Origin of the sequence: Nocardioides jiangsuensis (genome assembly GCF_019679455.1) — a bacterium.
In the GTDB taxonomy this organism is placed as follows: Bacteria; Actinomycetota; Actinomycetes; order Propionibacteriales; family Nocardioidaceae; genus Nocardioides_C; species Nocardioides_C jiangsuensis.
Genome location: NZ_JAIEZQ010000002.1, coordinates 177,461 through 194,272 on the forward strand (window position 1 = coordinate 177,461; position 16,812 = coordinate 194,272).

Below are 16,812 nucleotides of genomic sequence, written 5' to 3' on the forward strand. Positions count from 1 at the left end.
TGGACGCATGGCATCCGCCGGGCAGCTCACCTCGACGTCGTCGCTCGACCTCGTCGAGGAGTTCGCCACGGCCGCGGAGCGGTTCGCCGTCGACGTCGCCGCGAGCGACCTCGCGGCGTCCGTCCCGGCCTGCCCCGGCTGGTCGACGTACGACCTGCTCGTCCACCTCGGCAACACGCATGCCTGGGCGGCGACCATCGTGGAGACCGGCCGCAGCGCCCCCACCCAGAACGACGAGCCCGCCTTCCACCAGCCGCGGGTGGCGAGCGCGTGGTACGCCGGCAAGGCGGAGGACCTGTACGAGGTGCTGCGCGCGGCCGACCTCACCGAGGACTGCTGGAACTTCGCCGGCGTCCACACCACCAAGGCGTTCTGGGCCCGGCGGCAGACCCACGAGACGCTGGTCCACCTGGTCGACCTGGCCCAGGCCAACGGGTTCGCGGTCGACGACCTGCTGCGCCCCGACCTGTGCACCGACGGTGTCGCCGAGGTGCTCGAGGTGTTCCTCCCGCGGATGCGCCGGCGCGGGTACGTCGCCGAGCTGACCGCCCCGCTGACGATCCGCACGCTCGACACCGACCACGTCTGGACGCTCACCCCGCGCCACGACGGCCCGCCGTTCGTCGCGGTGCGCAGCGAGCCCGGCGCCGACCTCGTCGAGGGGAACGCCGTCGACCTGCTCCGGCTGCTGTGGAAGCGCGCCCCCGCCGACCACCCCGGGGTGTCCTACGTCGGGAACCGGGACCGGATCGCCGCCTTCCTCGAGAGCAGGCTGACCGCATGAAGATCGGACTCGTGGGAGCGGGGTCGGTCGGCGCGACCATCGCCTACGCCTGCCAGATCCGCGGCGTCGCGCAGACGATCGCGATCTACGACATCGACCCGAAGAAGACCCGGGCCGAGGTGCTCGACCTCAACCACGGCCTGCAGTTCACGCCGGTCGCCTCGGTCATCGGCAGCGACGACATCGAGGTGCTCCGCGACTCCGACGTCATCGTCACCACCGCCGGCGCGAAGCAGAGGCCGGGCCAGACCCGGATGGACCTCGCCGCCACCAACGTCGCGATGATGCAGTCGCTGATGAAGCAGTGCATGAGCGTCGCGCCCGACGCGCTGCACCTCGTCGTCACCAACCCGTGCGACGTGGTCACCTACGCCGCGCTCAAGGCCAGCGGCCTCCCACCGAGCCGGGTTTTCGGCTCCGGGACCGTCCTGGACTCCTCGCGGTTCCGGTACCTGCTCGCGCAGCACGCCGGGGTCGCCGTGCAGAACGTCCACGGCTACGTGCTCGGGGAGCACGGCGACTCCGAGATCGCGATCTGGTCCCGCGCGAACATCGGCATGGTCCCCATCGACGAGTACGTCGGCGCCAGCGGCGTCGCGCTCGACGAGACCGGCAAGCGGGAGATCTTCGACCAGGTCGTGAACGCCGCCTACGAGATCATCGAGGGCAAGGGCGCCACCTGGTACGCCGTCGGGCTCGCCGTCACGCGCATCGTCGAGGCGGTCCTGCACGACGAGAGCCGGGTGCTTCCCGTGAGCACCTACCTCGAGGACTACAAGGGGATCAGCGACGTGTGCCTCTCCGTGCCGTGCGTGGTGAACCGCAACGGCGTGGAGCGGATCCTCGACGTACCGATGTCCGACGCCGAGCTCGGCGGCCTGCGCGCGTCAGCGGACCAGGTGCGCGGCGTCGCGCGAGCCCTCGGCCTCTGACCTGCCGCGTCCGGCGGGCCACAACCGTTCACGTGCGTCGTACGGGCCCAGCAGAAAGGGGCCGTAGCCGTTCACGTGAACGGCTACGGCCCCGACGCGGCTGGCGGGCGCGCCCCGGGGTCAGCGGCCCTGGGCGGCGACGGCCTTGATCGCGTCGGCGGCGGCCTCGGGGTCGAGGTACTGGCCGCCCTGCTTCAGCGGGCGCATGTGCGCGTCGAGCTCGTAGACGAGCGGGATCCCGGTGGGGATGTTGAGCCCGACCACGGCCTCCTCGGACATCCCGTCGAGGTGCTTCACGAGTGCGCGGAGCGAGTTGCCGTGCGCCGCGACGCAGACCGTGCTGCCCGCGCGCAGGTCGGGCACGATCGCGTCGTACCAGTAGGGGAGCATCCGCTCGACCACGTCGGCGAGGCACTCGGTGCGCGGGACGATCTCGTCGGGGAGGTCGGCGTACCGCGGGTCACCGATCTGCGACCACGCGTCGTCGTCGGCGATCCGCGGGGGCGGGGTGTCGTAGGAGCGGCGCCAGAGCATGAACTGCTCCTCGCCGTACTCCTCGAGCGTGGCCTTCTTGTCCTTGCCCTGCAGCGCGCCGTAGTGCCGCTCGTTGAGGCGCCACGACCGCTTGACCGGGATCCAGTGCCGCTCGGACTCGTCGAGCGCGAGCTGCGCGGTGGTGATCGCGCGGCGCAGCACCGAGGTGTGCAGCACGTCGGGCAGCAGCCCGGCCTCGGCCATCAGCGTCCCGCCGCGGATCGCCTCGTCGCGGCCCTTCTCGGTGAGGGGTACGTCGACCCAGCCGGTGAAGAGGTTCTTGGCGTTCCAGTCGCTCTCGCCGTGGCGGAGCAGGACCAGGGTGTACGGCGCCTCAGCAGTCATGCCCGACACCCTATCGGGGGAGGCTCCGGGGCTCGATGCCTCTCGGCCCGCGAGAAGCGACGCGCGGCGACCCGGCCCGGACAGCGCGGCGGCGGGCACCGGACGTCGTCGCCCGGTACCCGCCGCAGCGGCTCCCCCTTCGGGGTCAGAGGCCCAGGTTCAGCGCACCCAGGATCTGGTTCAGCAGGCCGGTGAGCTGCGTGAGCAGCCCCTCGAGCGGGCTGGCCGGGTCGAGCAGGCCGGCCACCGCGCAGAGCAGGTTGCCGAGCAGGTTGCCCGCACCGGACTGCGCGACGATGTCGAGCACGACCTGGTCGAGGTGCACCTGGAGACCGAGCAGGTCGAGGTCCAGGGGGCCGAGCACCAGGTTCAGGATGTCGCAGGCGCCGGCGGCCGCGGCCCCGGGCATGCCCTTGCCACCGAGCGGCAGCGCGCCGTCCGGGGTGTTGACCTCCTGCACGGTGAGCGTGCGGACGGCGCTGAACGTCTCCGGCGCACCCTTGCCGCGGATCACGCCGTCGATGACACCCTCGACGGCGAGCGCGCCGTCCTGCTCCACGAACTTCATCGGCGTGAACGTCCCACTGACCCTCCGCCCGTCAGAGGTCGTTCCGGAGATGGCCGAGCGCAGCGTGCCCTGGTCGCTCTTGGCGACGACGGCCGAGCCGGTCTTGTTCGCGGTCGCGGAGCGTCCCGCGGTGGCGGACGTCGGCGCGACGAACACCATCGCGAGCGCCAGCAGCGCCGCCACCCCTACCGCCCAGGGCCCCTTGCGGGACGCCCTCCCGAGATCAGACATGGTTCTCCCTCCTTGCCCCCGGACCCGTTCCGGGGAGCCTGAGGAGTCGTGCCCCAACCCACAAACGCACAAACGGGGTCGACTATGAGCATGTCGGATACTTCCGGTACGTCGGAGTTGCCTGGTCGTGCCGGGGAGGAAACCGGCCGCCCTGCCCGGGAACGCGACGACGCCCCGGGCGGATCGGCCCGGGGCGTCGTGGTGATTCTGGGGGAGCGGCGGCTACTCGGCCGGGGTCGGCTCCTCGGTGGGGGTCTCCCCGGCGGTCGGCTCCTCGGACGGCACGGGGATCTCGGCGTAGTCGCCGCGGCGGGCGACGACCGGGACCTCGACGGTCACGCTCTCGGCGTTCTGGAACGAGAAGGTCAGCTCGACGAACTGGCCGGGAGCGATGCTCTCGCCCTCGACGCCGATCTCCTCCTCGGCGAGCTGCACGAGCTCGGTGCCGGGCACCTCGACGGAACCCGCGGAGCTCACCGTCACGGACGCGTCCGGGCCGGAGCCCGCGATCTCGGTGAGCGCGTCGTCCTCCTGCTGGTTGTTCACCAGCGCGGCGACGACGGTGCCGCTGCCCTCGGCGCCGGAGACGACCAGCGCGTGCAGCACGTCGACGTCACCGTCGCGGTCGTTGACGCCGACGCTCGGGGTGTAGACCTGGTCGGTGGGGTAGTTGAAGCCACACGAGGCCAGGGCGGGAGCCGTGAGCACGACGGCTGCTGCGGCGAGGCTGCGACGAAGAGTCACGTTCACGACTGAGGTTCCTCTCGGGGCGCGCGGGGTGCGGTGGCGCGCGGTTCGGCCTGCAAAACAGGCAGGAGTCTATCGGTCACTGACCCAGGCCGACGGTCAGGGCGGCCGTGACGATGCCCGCACTCACCAGCGCCGTCCAGATCACGCTGACCAGCAGCAGCTTGGGGGCGCCGGTCCGCAGGGCGATCCGTAGCGGCAGGTGTCGGACGCCGGTCTCCTTGTCCTGCACGAGGTCGGGGAGCACGGTCAGGAAGTGCACCCCGATGCCGAGCAGGGCCGCCAGGACGGTCATCGCGATGGTGGGCGGGCTCCCGTGCATGCCACCGCCGAGGCCGCCGTACGACAGGAAGGCGGGGAGCAGGCCGAAGGAGACGGCGTACGGCAGCCAGGAGAGCGCGGTCCTCTTGAGCCAGAGGTGGTAGAGCCAGACCGACCCGACGGCGGTGAGGTGCGCGACGCCGGCGTAGGTGCCGTTGGCCACCGAGAGCGGCACCAGCAGGAGTACGACGACCGCGATCGCGAAGGTGACCGTGCCGGGGTCGACCCAGCCGAGCGCGACGGGCCTGTCGAGGCGGCCGGCCTGCTTGTCGCGGTGCCGGTCCAGGACGTCGTCGAGCCAGCCGACGGTGACCTGTCCGGACAGGACCGTGGCCGCGACGAGGAGGCACTCGAGGGCCGGTCGCCCGGACAAACCGGCCGCAAGCGTGACAACCGCCGTCATGGCGGCGGCGGAGACCGGGTGGGCGGCCAGGACGAGCGAGATGGTCTGCCCCCGAGGCTTCCTGTACTTCATGCTCCGCAGTATCGGTCAGGTTGAGCAGGAGCGGCGACATCTGCCCGGTTTCCACAGGCGGTTCGGCCTCTCCGGAGCGCTCGCCCGAGGGTGGGGGCGGGGAACCGCGGAACGTCGCAAGGCACATGAATCCGGCATCTGTCAAGCCCCGATTTGGCCTCTGACCTGCGCAAACGTCTCTGGGACCGCTCGCGGGACGTGTTAGACTACTCACCTAGGAAGGGGTACTTGGCACATGACATTTACCGTCGGCGAAACGGTTGTTTATCCAAATCACGGGGCCGCAGTAATCGAGGACATCGAGACCCGCCAGATCAAGGGTGAGGACAGGCAGTACCTCGTACTGCGCATCGTCGCCCAGCAGGACCTGGTCGTTCGAGTCCCCGCCTGCAACCTGGACCTCGTGGGTGTTCGGGACGTGGTGGACAAGGAGGGTCTGGATCGAGTCTTCGACGTCCTCCGCGCAGCACACACCGAGGAGCCGACCAACTGGTCGCGTCGGTACAAGGCCAACCTGGAGAAGCTCCACTCCGGTGACGTGATGAAGGTGGCCGAGGTCGTCCGCGACCTGTGGCGCCGTGAGCGCGACCGCGGTCTCTCCGCCGGCGAGAAGCGGATGCTGGCCAAGGCTCGCCAGATCCTCGTCTCCGAGCTGGCGCTGGCCGAGCACACCAACGAGGACAAGGCCGAGGCCCTCCTCGACGAGGTGCTCGCCTCGTAGGCTCGTGAACCTCGCAAAGACCCCCTGGCCGTGATGGCCGGGGGGTCTTTCGTGTCTCCGGGGTGCGGGCGGGAGGCAGCCGGGGCCTGGTCGGGCTGTTGCCCGGGGACCGGGTCTGGTGTGATGAGCCGGTGACCGACCCCGACAACCTCGACCGCCTCGACGACGAGGACGACCTGGACGACCTGGACGACCTGGACGACCTGGACCGGCCCCGGGCCCTGGGCGAGGTGCCGACGACGGGGCGGGGCGGTCTGCCCTTCGCGCTGCTGCACGGCGAGGCCCTGGTGACCATCGCGTCGTGGGCGCTCGGCGACGCCGGTGTGGACCTGCTCGACTTCACCGCGACCTGGCCACAGGTGCGCGAGGTCGGGCAGCCGCTGGTGCTGCACGACCCGCTGTGCCCGCTGACCCCGGTCGGCTTCCTGCGCGAGGCGGTCCGCCGCTGCCGCGCTGAGGACGCGGTCGTGGTCGGCGTACGACCGGTCACCGACACCATCAAGACCGTGGCCGGCGACGTCGTCGGCGAGACGGTGGACCGGGACTCGCTGCACACCGTGTGCTCGCCCGTCGTGCTCCCGGCCGCCGTGGTGGCGGCGCTGGAGGACTGGCCGGACCTCGACGACTTCGCGGCGCTGGTCACCACGCTGCGAGAGCGCTTCCCGGTCATGTTCCTGGAGGCGCCGGCGCTCGGGCGGCGGGTGGAGGACGAGTCGGCGGTCGCGCTGCTCACGGCGTTCGCGGAGGAGCAGGGCGCCTGAGCGGCCGGGACGCGGCGGGTCAGCGGGGAGCGCGGAGCAGCCGCTCGGCGAGCGCGACGTCCTCCGGGAACGTGATCTTCAGGTTGGTCGCCGGGCTCGGGACGCAGTGGATCGCGAGGTCGGTGTACCGCTCCACGCAGCTCGCGGTGTCGGTGCCGACGAAGCCGTCCCGCTCGGCCCGCCGGTAGGCGTCGAGCAGCGGCCGTGCCCGGAACGCCTGGGGTGTCTGCACGGCGACCGGGTGCACGGGGCGCGGCCCGCCGTCGCGGGGCACGAGCGCCGGCTGCTCGCGGACCGGGAGGGCGCCGCCGTACGACGCGGCCGCCTCCACCACGGCGCGGAACAGGTCCGGGCTCGCGAGCGGGCGGGCGCTGTCGTGGATGGCCACCACGTCGATCTCCCCGGCGTCGATCCGGGGGGCGAGGGCCTGCAGCGCGTTCCACTCCGAGCCGTGTCGGGTGTCCCCGCCGGGGACGACGACCTCGTGGCCGGTCAGGTGGCGTTGCACGACGCCACGGTCCGCCTCACGGACCACGACGACCACCGCGTCGACGTACTCCAGGTCGGCCGCCGCGCGCAGCGACCAGGTGAAGACCGGTGAGCCCGCGAGGGGGAGCAGGACCTTGTTGGTGTCGGCGCCGACCCGGCGTCCCTCCCCGGCCGCGAGGACGACGACCGCCGCGCGCGGCGTACCCGCGTCCGCGCCGCTGCCCTCGACGCCTGCCGTCCTCTCGCCGCCCACGGCGGTCACGCTATCCCGTCCCCCTCGTTGAGGCGTCACTCGTGCGGCGTCGAGAGGTCACTCGTGCGGCGTCGAGGCGTCACTCGTGCGGGCGCTGTTGGGGCGCTGTGAGGAAGTGAGGAGAAGTTGACCTCCCGCGCACAAACGCCGAGGGCCTCCGAAACACCGGCTTCGTAGCGTCCTGCACAGAACGACGGGGGCCCGACGGGCGCACAACGGCGTGCATCGTCGGGCTCCCTCCCGTGCCTGACCGAGGAGCCAGCCGATGAGTGTGACCGAGACCCGGGACGTGGCGGAAGCGCCGAGCACGCCGGTACGACGTGGGGGCCGGTGGATCGAGCACTGGGAGCCCGAGAACGAGCAGTTCTGGGCCGGAGGCGGAAGCCGCGTTGCGCGGCGGAACCTGGTGTGGTCGATCCTCGCCGAGCACGTCGGCTTCTCGGTGTGGCTGCTGTGGAGCGCGGTCGTGGTGTACCTGCCGCAGGCCGGCTTCGACTTCTCGGTGAACCAGCTGTTCTGGCTGGTCGCGCTGCCCAACCTCGTCGGCGCGACGATGCGCTTCCCCTACACGTTCGCGGTCGCGAGGTTCGGCGGCCGCAACTGGACAGTGGTCAGTGCCCTGCTGCTGCTCCTCCCGCTGGCGCTGCTCGTGGCGTGCGTCAGCAACCCCGTGACGCCGTACGCCTTCTTCCTCGTCGCCGCCGCGAGCGCCGGGCTCGGGGGCGGCAACTTCGCGAGCAGCATGGCGAACATCTCCTACTTCTACCCGGACGCGAAGAAGGGCGCCGCGCTCGGCATCAACGCCGCGGGCGGCAACATCGGCGTCTCCACCGTGCAGCTCGTCGTGCCCGCGATCGTCGGGATCTCGGTCTTCGGCGCCGCGAGCGCGGTCAACCTGGAGAACATCGCGCTCGTGTGGGTGCCGCTGTCGCTCCTCGCCGCGGCCGGCGCGTGGTTCTGCATGGACAACCTCGTCAGCGCGAAGTCGCCGATGGCCGACCAGCTCAAGGCCGCGGGCAGGCCGCAGACGTGGGTGATGTCGATGCTGTACGTCGGGACGTTCGGCTCGTTCATCGGGTACGGCGCCGCGATGCCGCTGCTCATGAAGACGCAGTTCCCGGACGTGACCGGCGTGTACTACGCGTTCCTCGGGGCGCTCGTCGGGTCGGCGTTCCGGCCCCTCGGCGGATGGCTCGCGGACCGGACCGGTGGCGCGCGGATCAGCGCCGTGGTGTTCGTCGGCATGGGCCTCGGCGTGGTCGGCGTAATCGCCGCGGTGCGCGCCGGGTCGTTCCCGCTGTTCCTCGTCGGGTTCCTCGCGCTCTTCGCGCTGAGCGGGATCGGCAACGGGTCGACGTACCGGATGATCCCCGCGATCTTCCGCAGCCAGACCGCGGACGGCGCGGCCGCCCGTCGTCACGGCGCGGCGGCGCTCGGCCTGATCTCGGCGATCGGTGCGTACGGCGGTTTCCTGGTGCCGCGCGCCTTCGGGGTCTCGGTGGAGCGCACCGGAGGTATCGAGGCGGCGCTGGTCGGGTTCATCGGGTTCTACGTGCTCTGCACCGCGGTGACCTGGTGGTGCTATCTGCGCAGCCGGGTGCTGACGCAGCGCGTGCCGAGTCTTGCGCACGCCCGGGTCTGACCGAACGACTGACGTCTCGACGCCGACGGACTGACGTCTCAACACCGCACGACTGACGTCTGAACGCCGAACGAGTGACGTCTCAACACCGAACGACTGACGTCTCAACGAGAGAGGGGAGGGGACATGGTGGAGCAGGTCGAGGGGACACGTACGCACTGCCCGTACTGCTCGCTCCAGTGCGGCATGCAGCTGCACCGCCGGGGTCGCGAGACGACCGTCGCCGCGTGGGAGGAGTTCCCCACCAACCAGGGCGCGATGTGCCGCAAGGGCTGGACGTCGACCGCGCTGCTGCGTGACCGCGAGCGGATCACCACGCCGCTGGTCCGGGACCCCGCGACCGGGACGTTCCGGGCCGCGGAGTGGGACGAGGCGCTCGACCTGGTCGCCTCCCGGCTCGCCGACCTCCAGCGCCGGCACGGCCACGACGCGGTGGCGGTGTTCGGCGGGGGCGGGCTGACCAACGAGAAGGCCTACTCGCTCGGCAAGTTCGCCCGGGTCGCGCTGCGCACCAGCCAGGTCGACTACAACGGCCGGTGGTGCATGTCGTCGGCCGCGTCGGCGGGGACGCGCGCCTTCGGCCTCGACCGCGGCCTCCCGTTCCCGCTCCGCGACATCGAGCACACCGACGTACTCGTCCTCGTCGGGTCCAACCTCGCCGAGACCATGCCGCCGGCGGCCCGGCACCTCGACGCGCTGCGCCGCAACGGCGGCAAGGTCGTCGTGGTCGACCCGCGACGTACGGCGACCGCCGACCGCGCCGACGTGGTGCTGCAGCCCGTCCCCGGCACCGACCTGGCCCTCGCCCGCGGCGTGCTGCACGCGGTGGTCGCCGGAGGCTGGGTCGACCAGGCGTACGTCGACGCGCGGACCACCGGCTTCGAGCAGGTGCGGCGCGACGTGGCCACGGCCTGGCCGGAGCTGACCGAGCGGGTCACCGGCGTCGCCGCCGACGACGTGCGCGCGCTCGCCCGGATGCTCGGCGAGGCCGAGAACGTCATCGTGCTCACCGCCCGCGGCGCCGAGCAGCACGCCCAGGGGTCGGACACCGTCCTGGCCTGGGTCAACGTCGCGCTCGCCCTGGGCCAGTGCGGGAAGTTGCTGTCGGGCTACGGCTGCCTCACCGGCCAGGGCAACGGCCAGGGCGGCCGCGAGCACGGCCAGAAGGCCGACCAGCTCCCCGGCTACCGCAGCATCGAGGACCCCGCCGCCCGCGAGCACGTCGCCGGGGTGTGGGGCGTCGACCCTGCTGGCCTTCCCGGCCGGGGCCGCTCCGCCTACGAGCTGCTCGACGCGATCGGCGCCGACGGCGGACCGAAGGGGCTCTTGGTCTTCGGCTCCAACATCGTCGTCTCCGCGCCCAACGCGCACCACGTCTCGGGCCGCCTCGACGCGCTCGAGCTGCTGGTCGTCGCGGACTTCGTGATGTCCGAGACCGCGGCTCGCGCCGACGTGGTGCTGCCGGTCACCCAGTGGGCCGAGGAGACCGGCACCATGACCAACCTCGAGGGCCGGGTGATCCTGCGCCGCCGGGCCGTCTCCCCTCCTCAAGGGGTGCGCAGCGACCTCGAGGTCCTGGCCGGGTTGGCCGGGCGGCTCGGCGCGCCGGCCGGCTTCGACACCGACCCCGAGCGGGTCTTCGACGAGCTCCGCCGGGCCTCGGCCGGGGGCCCCGCCGACTACGCCGGGATCAGCTATGCGCGGATCACCGACGAGCACGGCGTCTTCTGGCCCTGCCCGGCCGACGACCACCCGGGGACCGAGCGGATGTTCCTGGACCGGTTCGCCCACCCCGACGGCCGGGCCCGGTTCCACGCGGTCAGCCACCGCGGGCCGGCCGAGCAGCCGTGCGGCGACTACCCGCTGTACCTCACGACGGGGCGGGTGCTGGCGCAGTACCAGTCCGGCGCGCAGACCCGGCGGATCCGCGAGCTCGGCGACGAGGGCGCGTTCGTCGAGCTGCACCCGATGGTGGCCGCACGGGTCGGGGTCGGCGACGGGGAGGAGGTCCGGGTGCGGACCCGGCGCGGGACGATGCGGGCCCCGGCCCGGGTGAGCACCACGATCCGCCCGGACACGGTCTTCGTGCCCTTCCACTGGGTCGGTGCGAACCAGCTGACCAACGACGCGCTCGACCCGGCGTCGCGAATGCCGGAGTTCAAGGTGTGCGCGGCGGCCGTCGAGGCCGCGTCGGACGGGCCGGTGGGCGGCGTGGCTGACGCTGACGCGTCGACCGGTGCGGCGGACGGCTTGCCTACCATCCGGCCTCGCTCCGCTCGGCCTCCCGCCAGGCCCGCCACGGCTGCGCCGTCCGCCTCCCCGCTCGCCACGTCCGCAAGTGCCGTCGACGCGGCCGTCACGTCCCCGTGCGCCGCTGACGCTGACGCGACCCCCGGAGGCGTCGATGGCTAGGGAACGCGTCGTCGTGGTCGGGAACGGGATGGCGGCCACGCGGCTGGTCGAGGAGCTCGTGGCGCGGCCGGGGGCGGACCTCGCCATCACCGTCGTCGGCGACGAGCCCGGCCCGTCGTACAACCGGATCTTGCTCTCCGCGGTGCTCGAGGGCACCCACCCGGCGAGCGAGATCGCCCTGCAGGACGAGGGCTTCCACCGCGACCACGGGGTCACCCTGCTCACCGGCACCCGGGTCGCCGAGGTGGACCGCGAGGCCCGCGAGGTCGTGCTCGAGGACCGGCGCCGGCTGCCGTACGACCGGCTGGTGCTGGCCACCGGCTCGATCCCGACCCTGCCGCCGATCCGCGGCCTGGTGTCGCCCGACGGGCGGCTGCACCCGAAGGTGCACGCCTTCCGGTCGCTGACCGACTGCCACCGGCTGCTCGGCGCGGTCCCGGACGCCCGGCGCGCGGTCGTCGTCGGCGGCGGCCTCCTCGGTCTCCAGGTGGCCCGCGCGCTCAGCGTCCGCGGGCTGGAGGTGGACCTGGTCGAGGGCACCTCGCACCTGCTGTCCTCCCAGGTCGGTGAGCAGGCCGGCGCCGTCCTGCGGCAGAGCCTGCACCGGCTCGGTACCGAGGTGCACACCCACTCCCGCGCGGTCCGGCTCACCGACGAGGGGCTCCGGCTCGACAACGGCTACACCCTGCCGACCGACCTGGTCGTGCTCACCGCCGGCGGCCGCCCGGCGACCGCGCTGGCCAAGCGGGCCGGGCTGTACGTGCGGCGCGGGGTGGTCGTGGACGACCGGCTCCGCTCGGTCACCGACGAGCGGGTGCACGCCCTCGGCGACTGCGCGGAGCACCGCAGCCGCACGACCGGGTTCGTGCCACCGGCGTGGGAGCAGGCCTCGGTGCTGGCGGGCGTGCTCGCGGGCGAGGACCGGACGTACGACGGTTCGCGGGTCGTCGCGCGGCTGCGCGCCACCGGCCTCGACGTCGCGGTGATGGGCGACCCCGAGCGCACCGAGGGGGAGGTGGTCGAGGTGGCCAACCCGGTCACCGGCTCCTACCGCAAGGTCGTCGTGCGCGGCGGCGTGCTCGAGGCGGCGGTCATGGTCGGGGACCTCTCCCGGGTCGGCCTGCTGACCCAGCTGTTCGACCGCCGTACCGTCCTGGGCCGCGCCGAGCCCGGGATGCTGCTGATGGCCGACCCGCCCGCCGTGCGCGCCGCACTCCCCGACGACGCCGAGGTCTGCGCCTGCGCCGGGGTCAGCGCGGGCCGGGTCCGGGCCTGCGCCGACCTCGCCGCGGTGGTCGCCACCACGCGCGCCACCACCGGCTGCGGGGGGTGCGCCACCACCGTCCGGGAGCTGCTCGGCAACCCGGACGGGCTCGTCCCGACCCGCTGAGCGGACTCGTTTTCATCCCCGAAACATTGAGAAACGCACCCAAAACCTGGGCCGTCTACGTTTCTCGCAACCCGAAAGGAAACGCACCCATGACGCATCTCCGACAGACGCTGGTCGTCGCCGGACACGGCATGGTCGGGCACAGGTTCGTGCAGGCCGCCGTCGAGCGCGGGCTCACCGAGCGCTTCGACATCGTGGTGGTGGGCCAGGAGCCGCGGCCGGCGTACGACCGGGTCGCCCTGACCTCCTTCTTCTCCGCCGCGAGCGCCGACGAGCTCTCCCTGCTCCCCGAGGGCAGGTACGACGACCCGCGGGTGCGGCTCACGCTCGGCACCACCGTGGAGGCGGTCGACCGGGACGCCCGGACGGTCACCCTCGACAGCGGCGAGACCCTCGGGTACGACGTGCTGGTGCTCGCCACCGGGGCGGGCCCGTTCGTCCCGCCGGTCCCGGGCCACGACCTGGACGGCTGCTTCGTCTACCGCACCATCGAGGACCTCGAGGCGATCCGTGACGCGGCGGCGACCGCGAAGGCCGGCGCGGTCATCGGCGGTGGCCTGCTCGGGCTCGAGGCCGCCAACGCCCTGGTGTCGCTGGGCCTGGAGACCCATGTCGTGGAGATGGCGCCGCGGCTGATGCCGGTCCAGCTCGACGAGGCCGGCGGCGGCACCCTCGTCCGGCACATCGAGAAGCTCGGCGTCGAGGTGCACTGCGGCGCCGCCACGCAGCGGGTGGTCGACGTCGACGGACGCGTCGCCGGGCTCGAGCTGGCCCACCGCACGGTCGACGCCGAGATCGTCGTGTTCTCCGCGGGCATCCGGCCCCGCGACCAGCTCGCCCGGGCCTGCGGGCTGCCCGTCGCCGAGCGCGGCGGCGTGCTCGTCGACGAGCAGTGCCGCACCGAGGACCCGCACGTGTTCGCGATCGGCGAGTGCGCCGCCCCGGGCGGGCGGATGTACGGCCTGGTCGCCCCCGGCTACTCGATGGCCGAGGTCGTGGTGGACACCCTGCTCGGCGGCGAGGGGTCGTTCACCGGCGCGGACATGTCCACCAAGCTCAAGCTGCTCGGCGTCGACGTGGCGTCCTTCGGCGACGCGTTCGCGACCACGCCCGGCTCGCTGGAGCTGATCTTCGCCGACGCGGTCGCCGGGGTCTACAAGAAGCTGGTCGTCTCCGTCGACCAGGACGGCAACGCCTCGCGGCTGCTGGGCGGGATCCTGGTCGGCGACGCGTCGGCGTACGGCACCCTGCGCCCGCTGGTGTCCTCGGGCATCACCCTCCCCGCGAACCCCGAGGAGCTGATCCTCCCGGCGTCCCGGGGTGGCGCGGCCCCGGTGGGGATGCCCGACGACGCCGTGGTGTGCAGCTGCAACAACATCACCAAGGCCGCCGTCTGCGGCGCCGTGGACGGGTCCGCGGACCGGCCGGGCTGCGCCGACGTCGCCTGCATCAAGAGCTGCACCAGGGCCGGCTCGACCTGCGGGTCGTGCGTGCCGGTGCTGAAGAACCTCCTCGACGAGCGGCTCGCGGCCGCGGGCCGGCTGGTCCGCACCGGGATCTGCGAGCACTTCGACCTGTCCCGCCAGGAGCTCTTCGACGTGGTGGCGGTCCACGGCTACCGCACCTTCGACGACCTGGTCACCGCCCACGGGCGTGGCCGCGGCTGCGACGTGTGCAAGCCCGCGGTCGCCTCGATCCTGGCCAGCCAGCTCAACGGGCACGTGCTCGACGAGTCGACGGTGGCGCTGCAGGACACCAACGACGCCTACCTCGCCAACATCCAGCGCAACGGCACCTACTCGGTGGTGCCGCGGGTGCCGGGCGGCGAGATCACCCCGGACAGGCTGATCGTGATCGGCGAGGTCGCCCGCGACTTCGCGCTCTACACGAAGATCACCGGAGGTCAGCGGATCGACCTGCTCGGCGCCCGGCTCGAGCAGCTGCCCGCGATCTGGCGCCGCCTGGTCGACGCCGGGTTCGAGTCCGGCCACGCCTACGGCAAGTCGCTGCGCACCGTGAAGTCCTGCGTCGGCTCCACCTGGTGCCGGTACGGGGTGCAGGACTCGGTGCGGCTCGCGATCGACCTGGAGAACCGGTACCGGGGCCTCCGCTCGCCGCACAAGATCAAGGCCGGCGTCAGCGGCTGCGCCCGTGAGTGCGCCGAGGCCCGGGGCAAGGACTTCGGTGTGATCGCCACCGAGAAGGGCTGGAACCTGTACGTCGGCGGCAACGGCGGCGCGAACCCCGCGCACGCGCAGCTGCTCGCCACCGACCTCGACACCGAGACGCTGGTCCGGTACGTCGACCGCTTCCTCATGTACTACATCCGCACCGCCGACCGGCTGCAGCGCACCAGCACCTGGATCGGCGCGCTGGACGGCGGCCTGGACCGGGTCCGCGCGGTGGTGGTCGACGACGAGCTCGGTCTCGGCGCCGAGCTCGAGGCCGACATGGCCCGGCACGTCGACACCTACTTCGACGAGTGGCGGGCCACCCTGGAGGACCCCGAGAAGCTCTCCCGGTTCGTCTCCTTCGTCAACGCCCCGGGCACCCCCGACCCGACGATCGCGTTCACCACCGAGCGCGGGCAGATCCAGCCGGTCCTCGAGGGGGAGGACGGCGGTCCCACGCTGATCGCCGGCGCCTCCATCCCGGTGGGCGCGCGATGACCGCGACCGAGACCTGGACCCCGGTCTGCACGCTGGTCGAGCTCGAGGTCGAGCGGGGCGCCGCGGCGCTGGTCCACGGGCAGGCGGTGGCGATCTTCCGCACCCACGACGACACGGTGTACGCGCTGGGCAACCACGACCCGTTCAGCCGGGCGAGCGTGATCGCCCGCGGCATCGTCGGTACCCGCGGGGACGTCCCCTTCGTCGCCTCCCCGATGCACAAGAACGCCTTCGACCTGCGCACCGGGCGCTGCCTCGACGACGAGGGGACGAGCGTGCCCAGCTACGAGGTGCGGGTGGTCGAGGGCGTGGTGCTGGTCGGCCCGCGGAGGACGCCATGACCGCGGTGGCGACCGGCCCGGGGGTCGACGCGGCTGCCGCGCGGACCGGCCCGGCGGCGGGGGACCCCACGGCGGACGGGCCGTACGCGGGGGCGGGCCGTCCGCTGGCGGGCTTCCGGGTGGGGATCACCTCCACCCGCAAGGTCGAGGAGCTGACCGCGCTCCTCGAGCGGCGCGGCGCGGAGGTCGAGTCCGCCCCGGCGATGGCGATCGACCCGGTGCCGGACGACGCCGCGCTGCGGGCCGCGACCCGGTCCTGCATCGACGTACCGCCGGACCTGTTCGTCGCCACCACCGGCCTGGGGCTGCGCCGCTGGTTCGAGGCGGCCGCGTCCTGGGGGATGCTCGACGACCTGCTCGCCGCGCTCGCCGGCGCCGAGGTGATCGCAAGGGGCCCCAAGAGCGTCGGCGCGCTGCGCGCCCACGGGCTGCGCGAGCGCTGGTCGCCGCCGTCCGAGTGCTTCGACGACGTGCTCGCCTACCTGCGCGGCAGCACCCTGACCGGGCGCCGGATCGTGGTCCAGGAGCACGGCCGGTCGCTGTCGGTGGCCGCCAACGCGCTGCGCCGGCAGGGTGCCTCGGTCGAGACGGTCACCGTGTACCGCTGCGCGCCCGACGACGACCAGGCCGCGATGTTCCGGATGGTCGACCTGGTCGCCGATCGGCGGGTCGACGCGGTCACGTTCACCAGCGCCCCGGCCGTGGACATCCTGCTCGACGTCGCGGCCGCCTCCGGGCGCCGCGGGGAGGTCGTCGAGGCGTTCCGCGACGGCGTGCTCGCCGCCTGCGTCGGCCCGGTCACCGCGGCGCCGTTCGAGCTGTACGGCGTCCCGGTGCTCCAGCCCGGCCGCGCCCGTCTCGCCGCGATGGTCCGCGCCCTCGAGGTCGAGCTGCCCAGCCGACGCGGCGGGACCGGGCTCGACGTGCGTGGCCACCGGCTGCTGCTCCACGGCGACAGCGTCTGCGTCGACGGGGCGGAGGTCGCGCTGTCGCCGGCGCCGCTGGCGGTGCTGCGGGCGCTGGCCGAGCGCCCCGGGCACGTCGTGTCTCGCCGCGAGCTGCTGGGCCACCTGCCCAGCGGCCACGCCGGCAGCGAGCACGCGGTGGAGGTCGCCGTCGGACGGCTCCGTGCCGCCGTCGGTCCACGTCTGGTGCAGACGGTCGTCAAGCGCGGCTACCGCCTGCCGGTCACCTGAG

15 protein-coding genes are annotated in these 16,812 nt (G+C 73.0%); 10 read left to right on the forward strand and 5 right to left on the reverse strand.

The window, feature by feature from the left end; genetic code table 11:
* The first annotated feature begins 7 nt into the window (after window positions 1–7).
* Window positions 8–784, forward strand: coding sequence for a maleylpyruvate isomerase family mycothiol-dependent enzyme (locus K1X13_RS09320; RefSeq protein ID WP_221024824.1), 777 nt, complete (start codon window positions 8–10; stop codon window positions 782–784).
* Window positions 781–1,716 (forward strand): L-lactate dehydrogenase, encoded by a 936-nt coding sequence (locus K1X13_RS09325; protein WP_221024825.1) that lies wholly within the window; start codon window positions 781–783, stop codon window positions 1,714–1,716. Before K1X13_RS09320 ends, K1X13_RS09325 begins: the two co-directional genes overlap by 4 nt.
* Before the next feature lie 120 nt (window positions 1,717–1,836).
* On the opposite strand, the gene K1X13_RS09330 is transcribed toward K1X13_RS09325, so the two are convergent.
* The 4 genes from K1X13_RS09330 to K1X13_RS09345 form a co-directional block, all read right to left on the reverse strand.
* Window positions 1,837–2,595: a phosphoglyceromutase gene (locus tag K1X13_RS09330; RefSeq protein ID WP_221024826.1), complete on the reverse strand. Its 759-nt coding sequence runs from the start codon at window positions 2,593–2,595 to the stop codon at window positions 1,837–1,839.
* 145 nt (window positions 2,596–2,740) lie between these two features.
* A complete protein-coding gene (locus K1X13_RS09335) occupies window positions 2,741–3,394 on the reverse strand; it encodes a hypothetical protein (protein ID WP_221024827.1) in 654 nt (217 codons plus the stop codon).
* Window positions 3,395–3,616: 222 nt separating this feature from the next.
* Entirely contained in the window at window positions 3,617–4,144 is a 528-nt protein-coding gene (locus tag K1X13_RS09340) for a hypothetical protein (RefSeq protein WP_221024828.1), read from the reverse strand.
* 76 nt (window positions 4,145–4,220) lie between these two features.
* Entirely contained in the window at window positions 4,221–4,937 is a 717-nt protein-coding gene (locus tag K1X13_RS09345) for a UbiA family prenyltransferase (RefSeq protein WP_221024829.1), read from the reverse strand.
* Between the two features lie 235 nt (window positions 4,938–5,172).
* On the opposite strand from K1X13_RS09345, the gene K1X13_RS09350 reads away from it, so the two are divergent.
* A complete protein-coding gene (locus K1X13_RS09350; protein WP_221024830.1) occupies window positions 5,173–5,658 on the forward strand; it encodes a CarD family transcriptional regulator in 486 nt (161 codons plus the stop codon).
* A gap of 131 nt (window positions 5,659–5,789) precedes the next feature.
* Window positions 5,790–6,419, forward strand: a complete 630-nt coding sequence (locus K1X13_RS09355; RefSeq protein ID WP_308249472.1) for a hypothetical protein — start codon at window positions 5,790–5,792, stop codon at window positions 6,417–6,419.
* A gap of 19 nt (window positions 6,420–6,438) precedes the next feature.
* On the opposite strand, the gene K1X13_RS09360 is transcribed toward K1X13_RS09355, so the two are convergent.
* On the reverse strand, window positions 6,439–7,161 hold the full coding sequence (locus tag K1X13_RS09360; protein WP_221024831.1) for an IspD/TarI family cytidylyltransferase: 723 nt from the start codon (window positions 7,159–7,161) through the stop codon (window positions 6,439–6,441).
* Window positions 7,162–7,426: 265 nt separating this feature from the next.
* Between K1X13_RS09360 and K1X13_RS09365 the strand changes: the two genes are divergently transcribed.
* The 6 genes from K1X13_RS09365 (at window position 7,427) to K1X13_RS09390 (ending at window position 16,811) form a co-directional block, all read left to right on the forward strand.
* Window positions 7,427–8,803 carry an MFS transporter gene (locus K1X13_RS09365; RefSeq protein ID WP_221024832.1) on the forward strand — a complete coding sequence of 459 codons (1,377 nt, stop codon included), beginning with the start codon at window positions 7,427–7,429 and terminating at the stop codon, window positions 8,801–8,803.
* 126 nt (window positions 8,804–8,929) lie between these two features.
* The gene (locus K1X13_RS09370; RefSeq protein WP_221024833.1) at window positions 8,930–11,215 is read left to right on the forward strand and encodes a molybdopterin oxidoreductase family protein; all 2,286 of its coding nucleotides are present in this window, start codon (window positions 8,930–8,932) and stop codon (window positions 11,213–11,215) included.
* Window positions 11,208–12,605 carry an FAD-dependent oxidoreductase gene (locus tag K1X13_RS09375; RefSeq protein WP_221024834.1) on the forward strand — a complete coding sequence of 466 codons (1,398 nt, stop codon included), beginning with the start codon at window positions 11,208–11,210 and terminating at the stop codon, window positions 12,603–12,605. Before K1X13_RS09370 ends, K1X13_RS09375 begins: the two co-directional genes overlap by 8 nt.
* Window positions 12,606–12,694: 89 nt before the next feature.
* Window positions 12,695–15,274, forward strand: a complete 2,580-nt coding sequence (nirB, locus tag K1X13_RS09380; RefSeq protein WP_221024835.1) for a nitrite reductase large subunit NirB — start codon at window positions 12,695–12,697, stop codon at window positions 15,272–15,274.
* A complete protein-coding gene (gene nirD / locus K1X13_RS09385) occupies window positions 15,271–15,615 on the forward strand; it encodes a nitrite reductase small subunit NirD (RefSeq protein ID WP_221024836.1) in 345 nt (114 codons plus the stop codon). Before nirB ends, nirD begins: the two co-directional genes overlap by 4 nt.
* Window positions 15,612–16,811 (forward strand): uroporphyrinogen-III synthase, encoded by a 1,200-nt coding sequence (locus tag K1X13_RS09390; RefSeq protein WP_221024837.1) that lies wholly within the window; start codon window positions 15,612–15,614, stop codon window positions 16,809–16,811. Before nirD ends, K1X13_RS09390 begins: the two co-directional genes overlap by 4 nt.
* The last annotated feature ends 1 nt before the right edge of the window (window position 16,812 follow it).

Excerpts from the sequence above, each read along its gene's own strand:
- K1X13_RS09320 (WP_221024824.1), top strand. The coding sequence starts at position 8 with ATGGCATCCGCCGGGCAGCTCACCTCGACGTCGTCGCTCGACCTCGTC.
- K1X13_RS09325 (WP_221024825.1), top strand. The coding sequence starts at position 781 with ATGAAGATCGGACTCGTGGGAGCGGGGTCGGTCGGCGCGACCATCGCC.
- K1X13_RS09330 (WP_221024826.1), bottom strand. The coding sequence starts at position 2,595 with ATGACTGCTGAGGCGCCGTACACCCTGGTCCTGCTCCGCCACGGCGAG.
- K1X13_RS09335 (WP_221024827.1), bottom strand. The coding sequence starts at position 3,394 with ATGTCTGATCTCGGGAGGGCGTCCCGCAAGGGGCCCTGGGCGGTAGGG.
- K1X13_RS09345 (WP_221024829.1), bottom strand. The coding sequence starts at position 4,937 with ATGAAGTACAGGAAGCCTCGGGGGCAGACCATCTCGCTCGTCCTGGCC.
- K1X13_RS09350 (WP_221024830.1), top strand. The coding sequence starts at position 5,173 with ATGACATTTACCGTCGGCGAAACGGTTGTTTATCCAAATCACGGGGCC.
- K1X13_RS09365 (WP_221024832.1), top strand. The coding sequence starts at position 7,427 with ATGAGTGTGACCGAGACCCGGGACGTGGCGGAAGCGCCGAGCACGCCG.
- K1X13_RS09370 (WP_221024833.1), top strand. The coding sequence starts at position 8,930 with ATGGTGGAGCAGGTCGAGGGGACACGTACGCACTGCCCGTACTGCTCG.
- K1X13_RS09375 (WP_221024834.1), top strand. The coding sequence starts at position 11,208 with ATGGCTAGGGAACGCGTCGTCGTGGTCGGGAACGGGATGGCGGCCACG.
- nirB (WP_221024835.1), top strand. The coding sequence starts at position 12,695 with ATGACGCATCTCCGACAGACGCTGGTCGTCGCCGGACACGGCATGGTC.
- nirD (WP_221024836.1), top strand. The coding sequence starts at position 15,271 with ATGACCGCGACCGAGACCTGGACCCCGGTCTGCACGCTGGTCGAGCTC.
- K1X13_RS09390 (WP_221024837.1), top strand. The coding sequence starts at position 15,612 with ATGACCGCGGTGGCGACCGGCCCGGGGGTCGACGCGGCTGCCGCGCGG.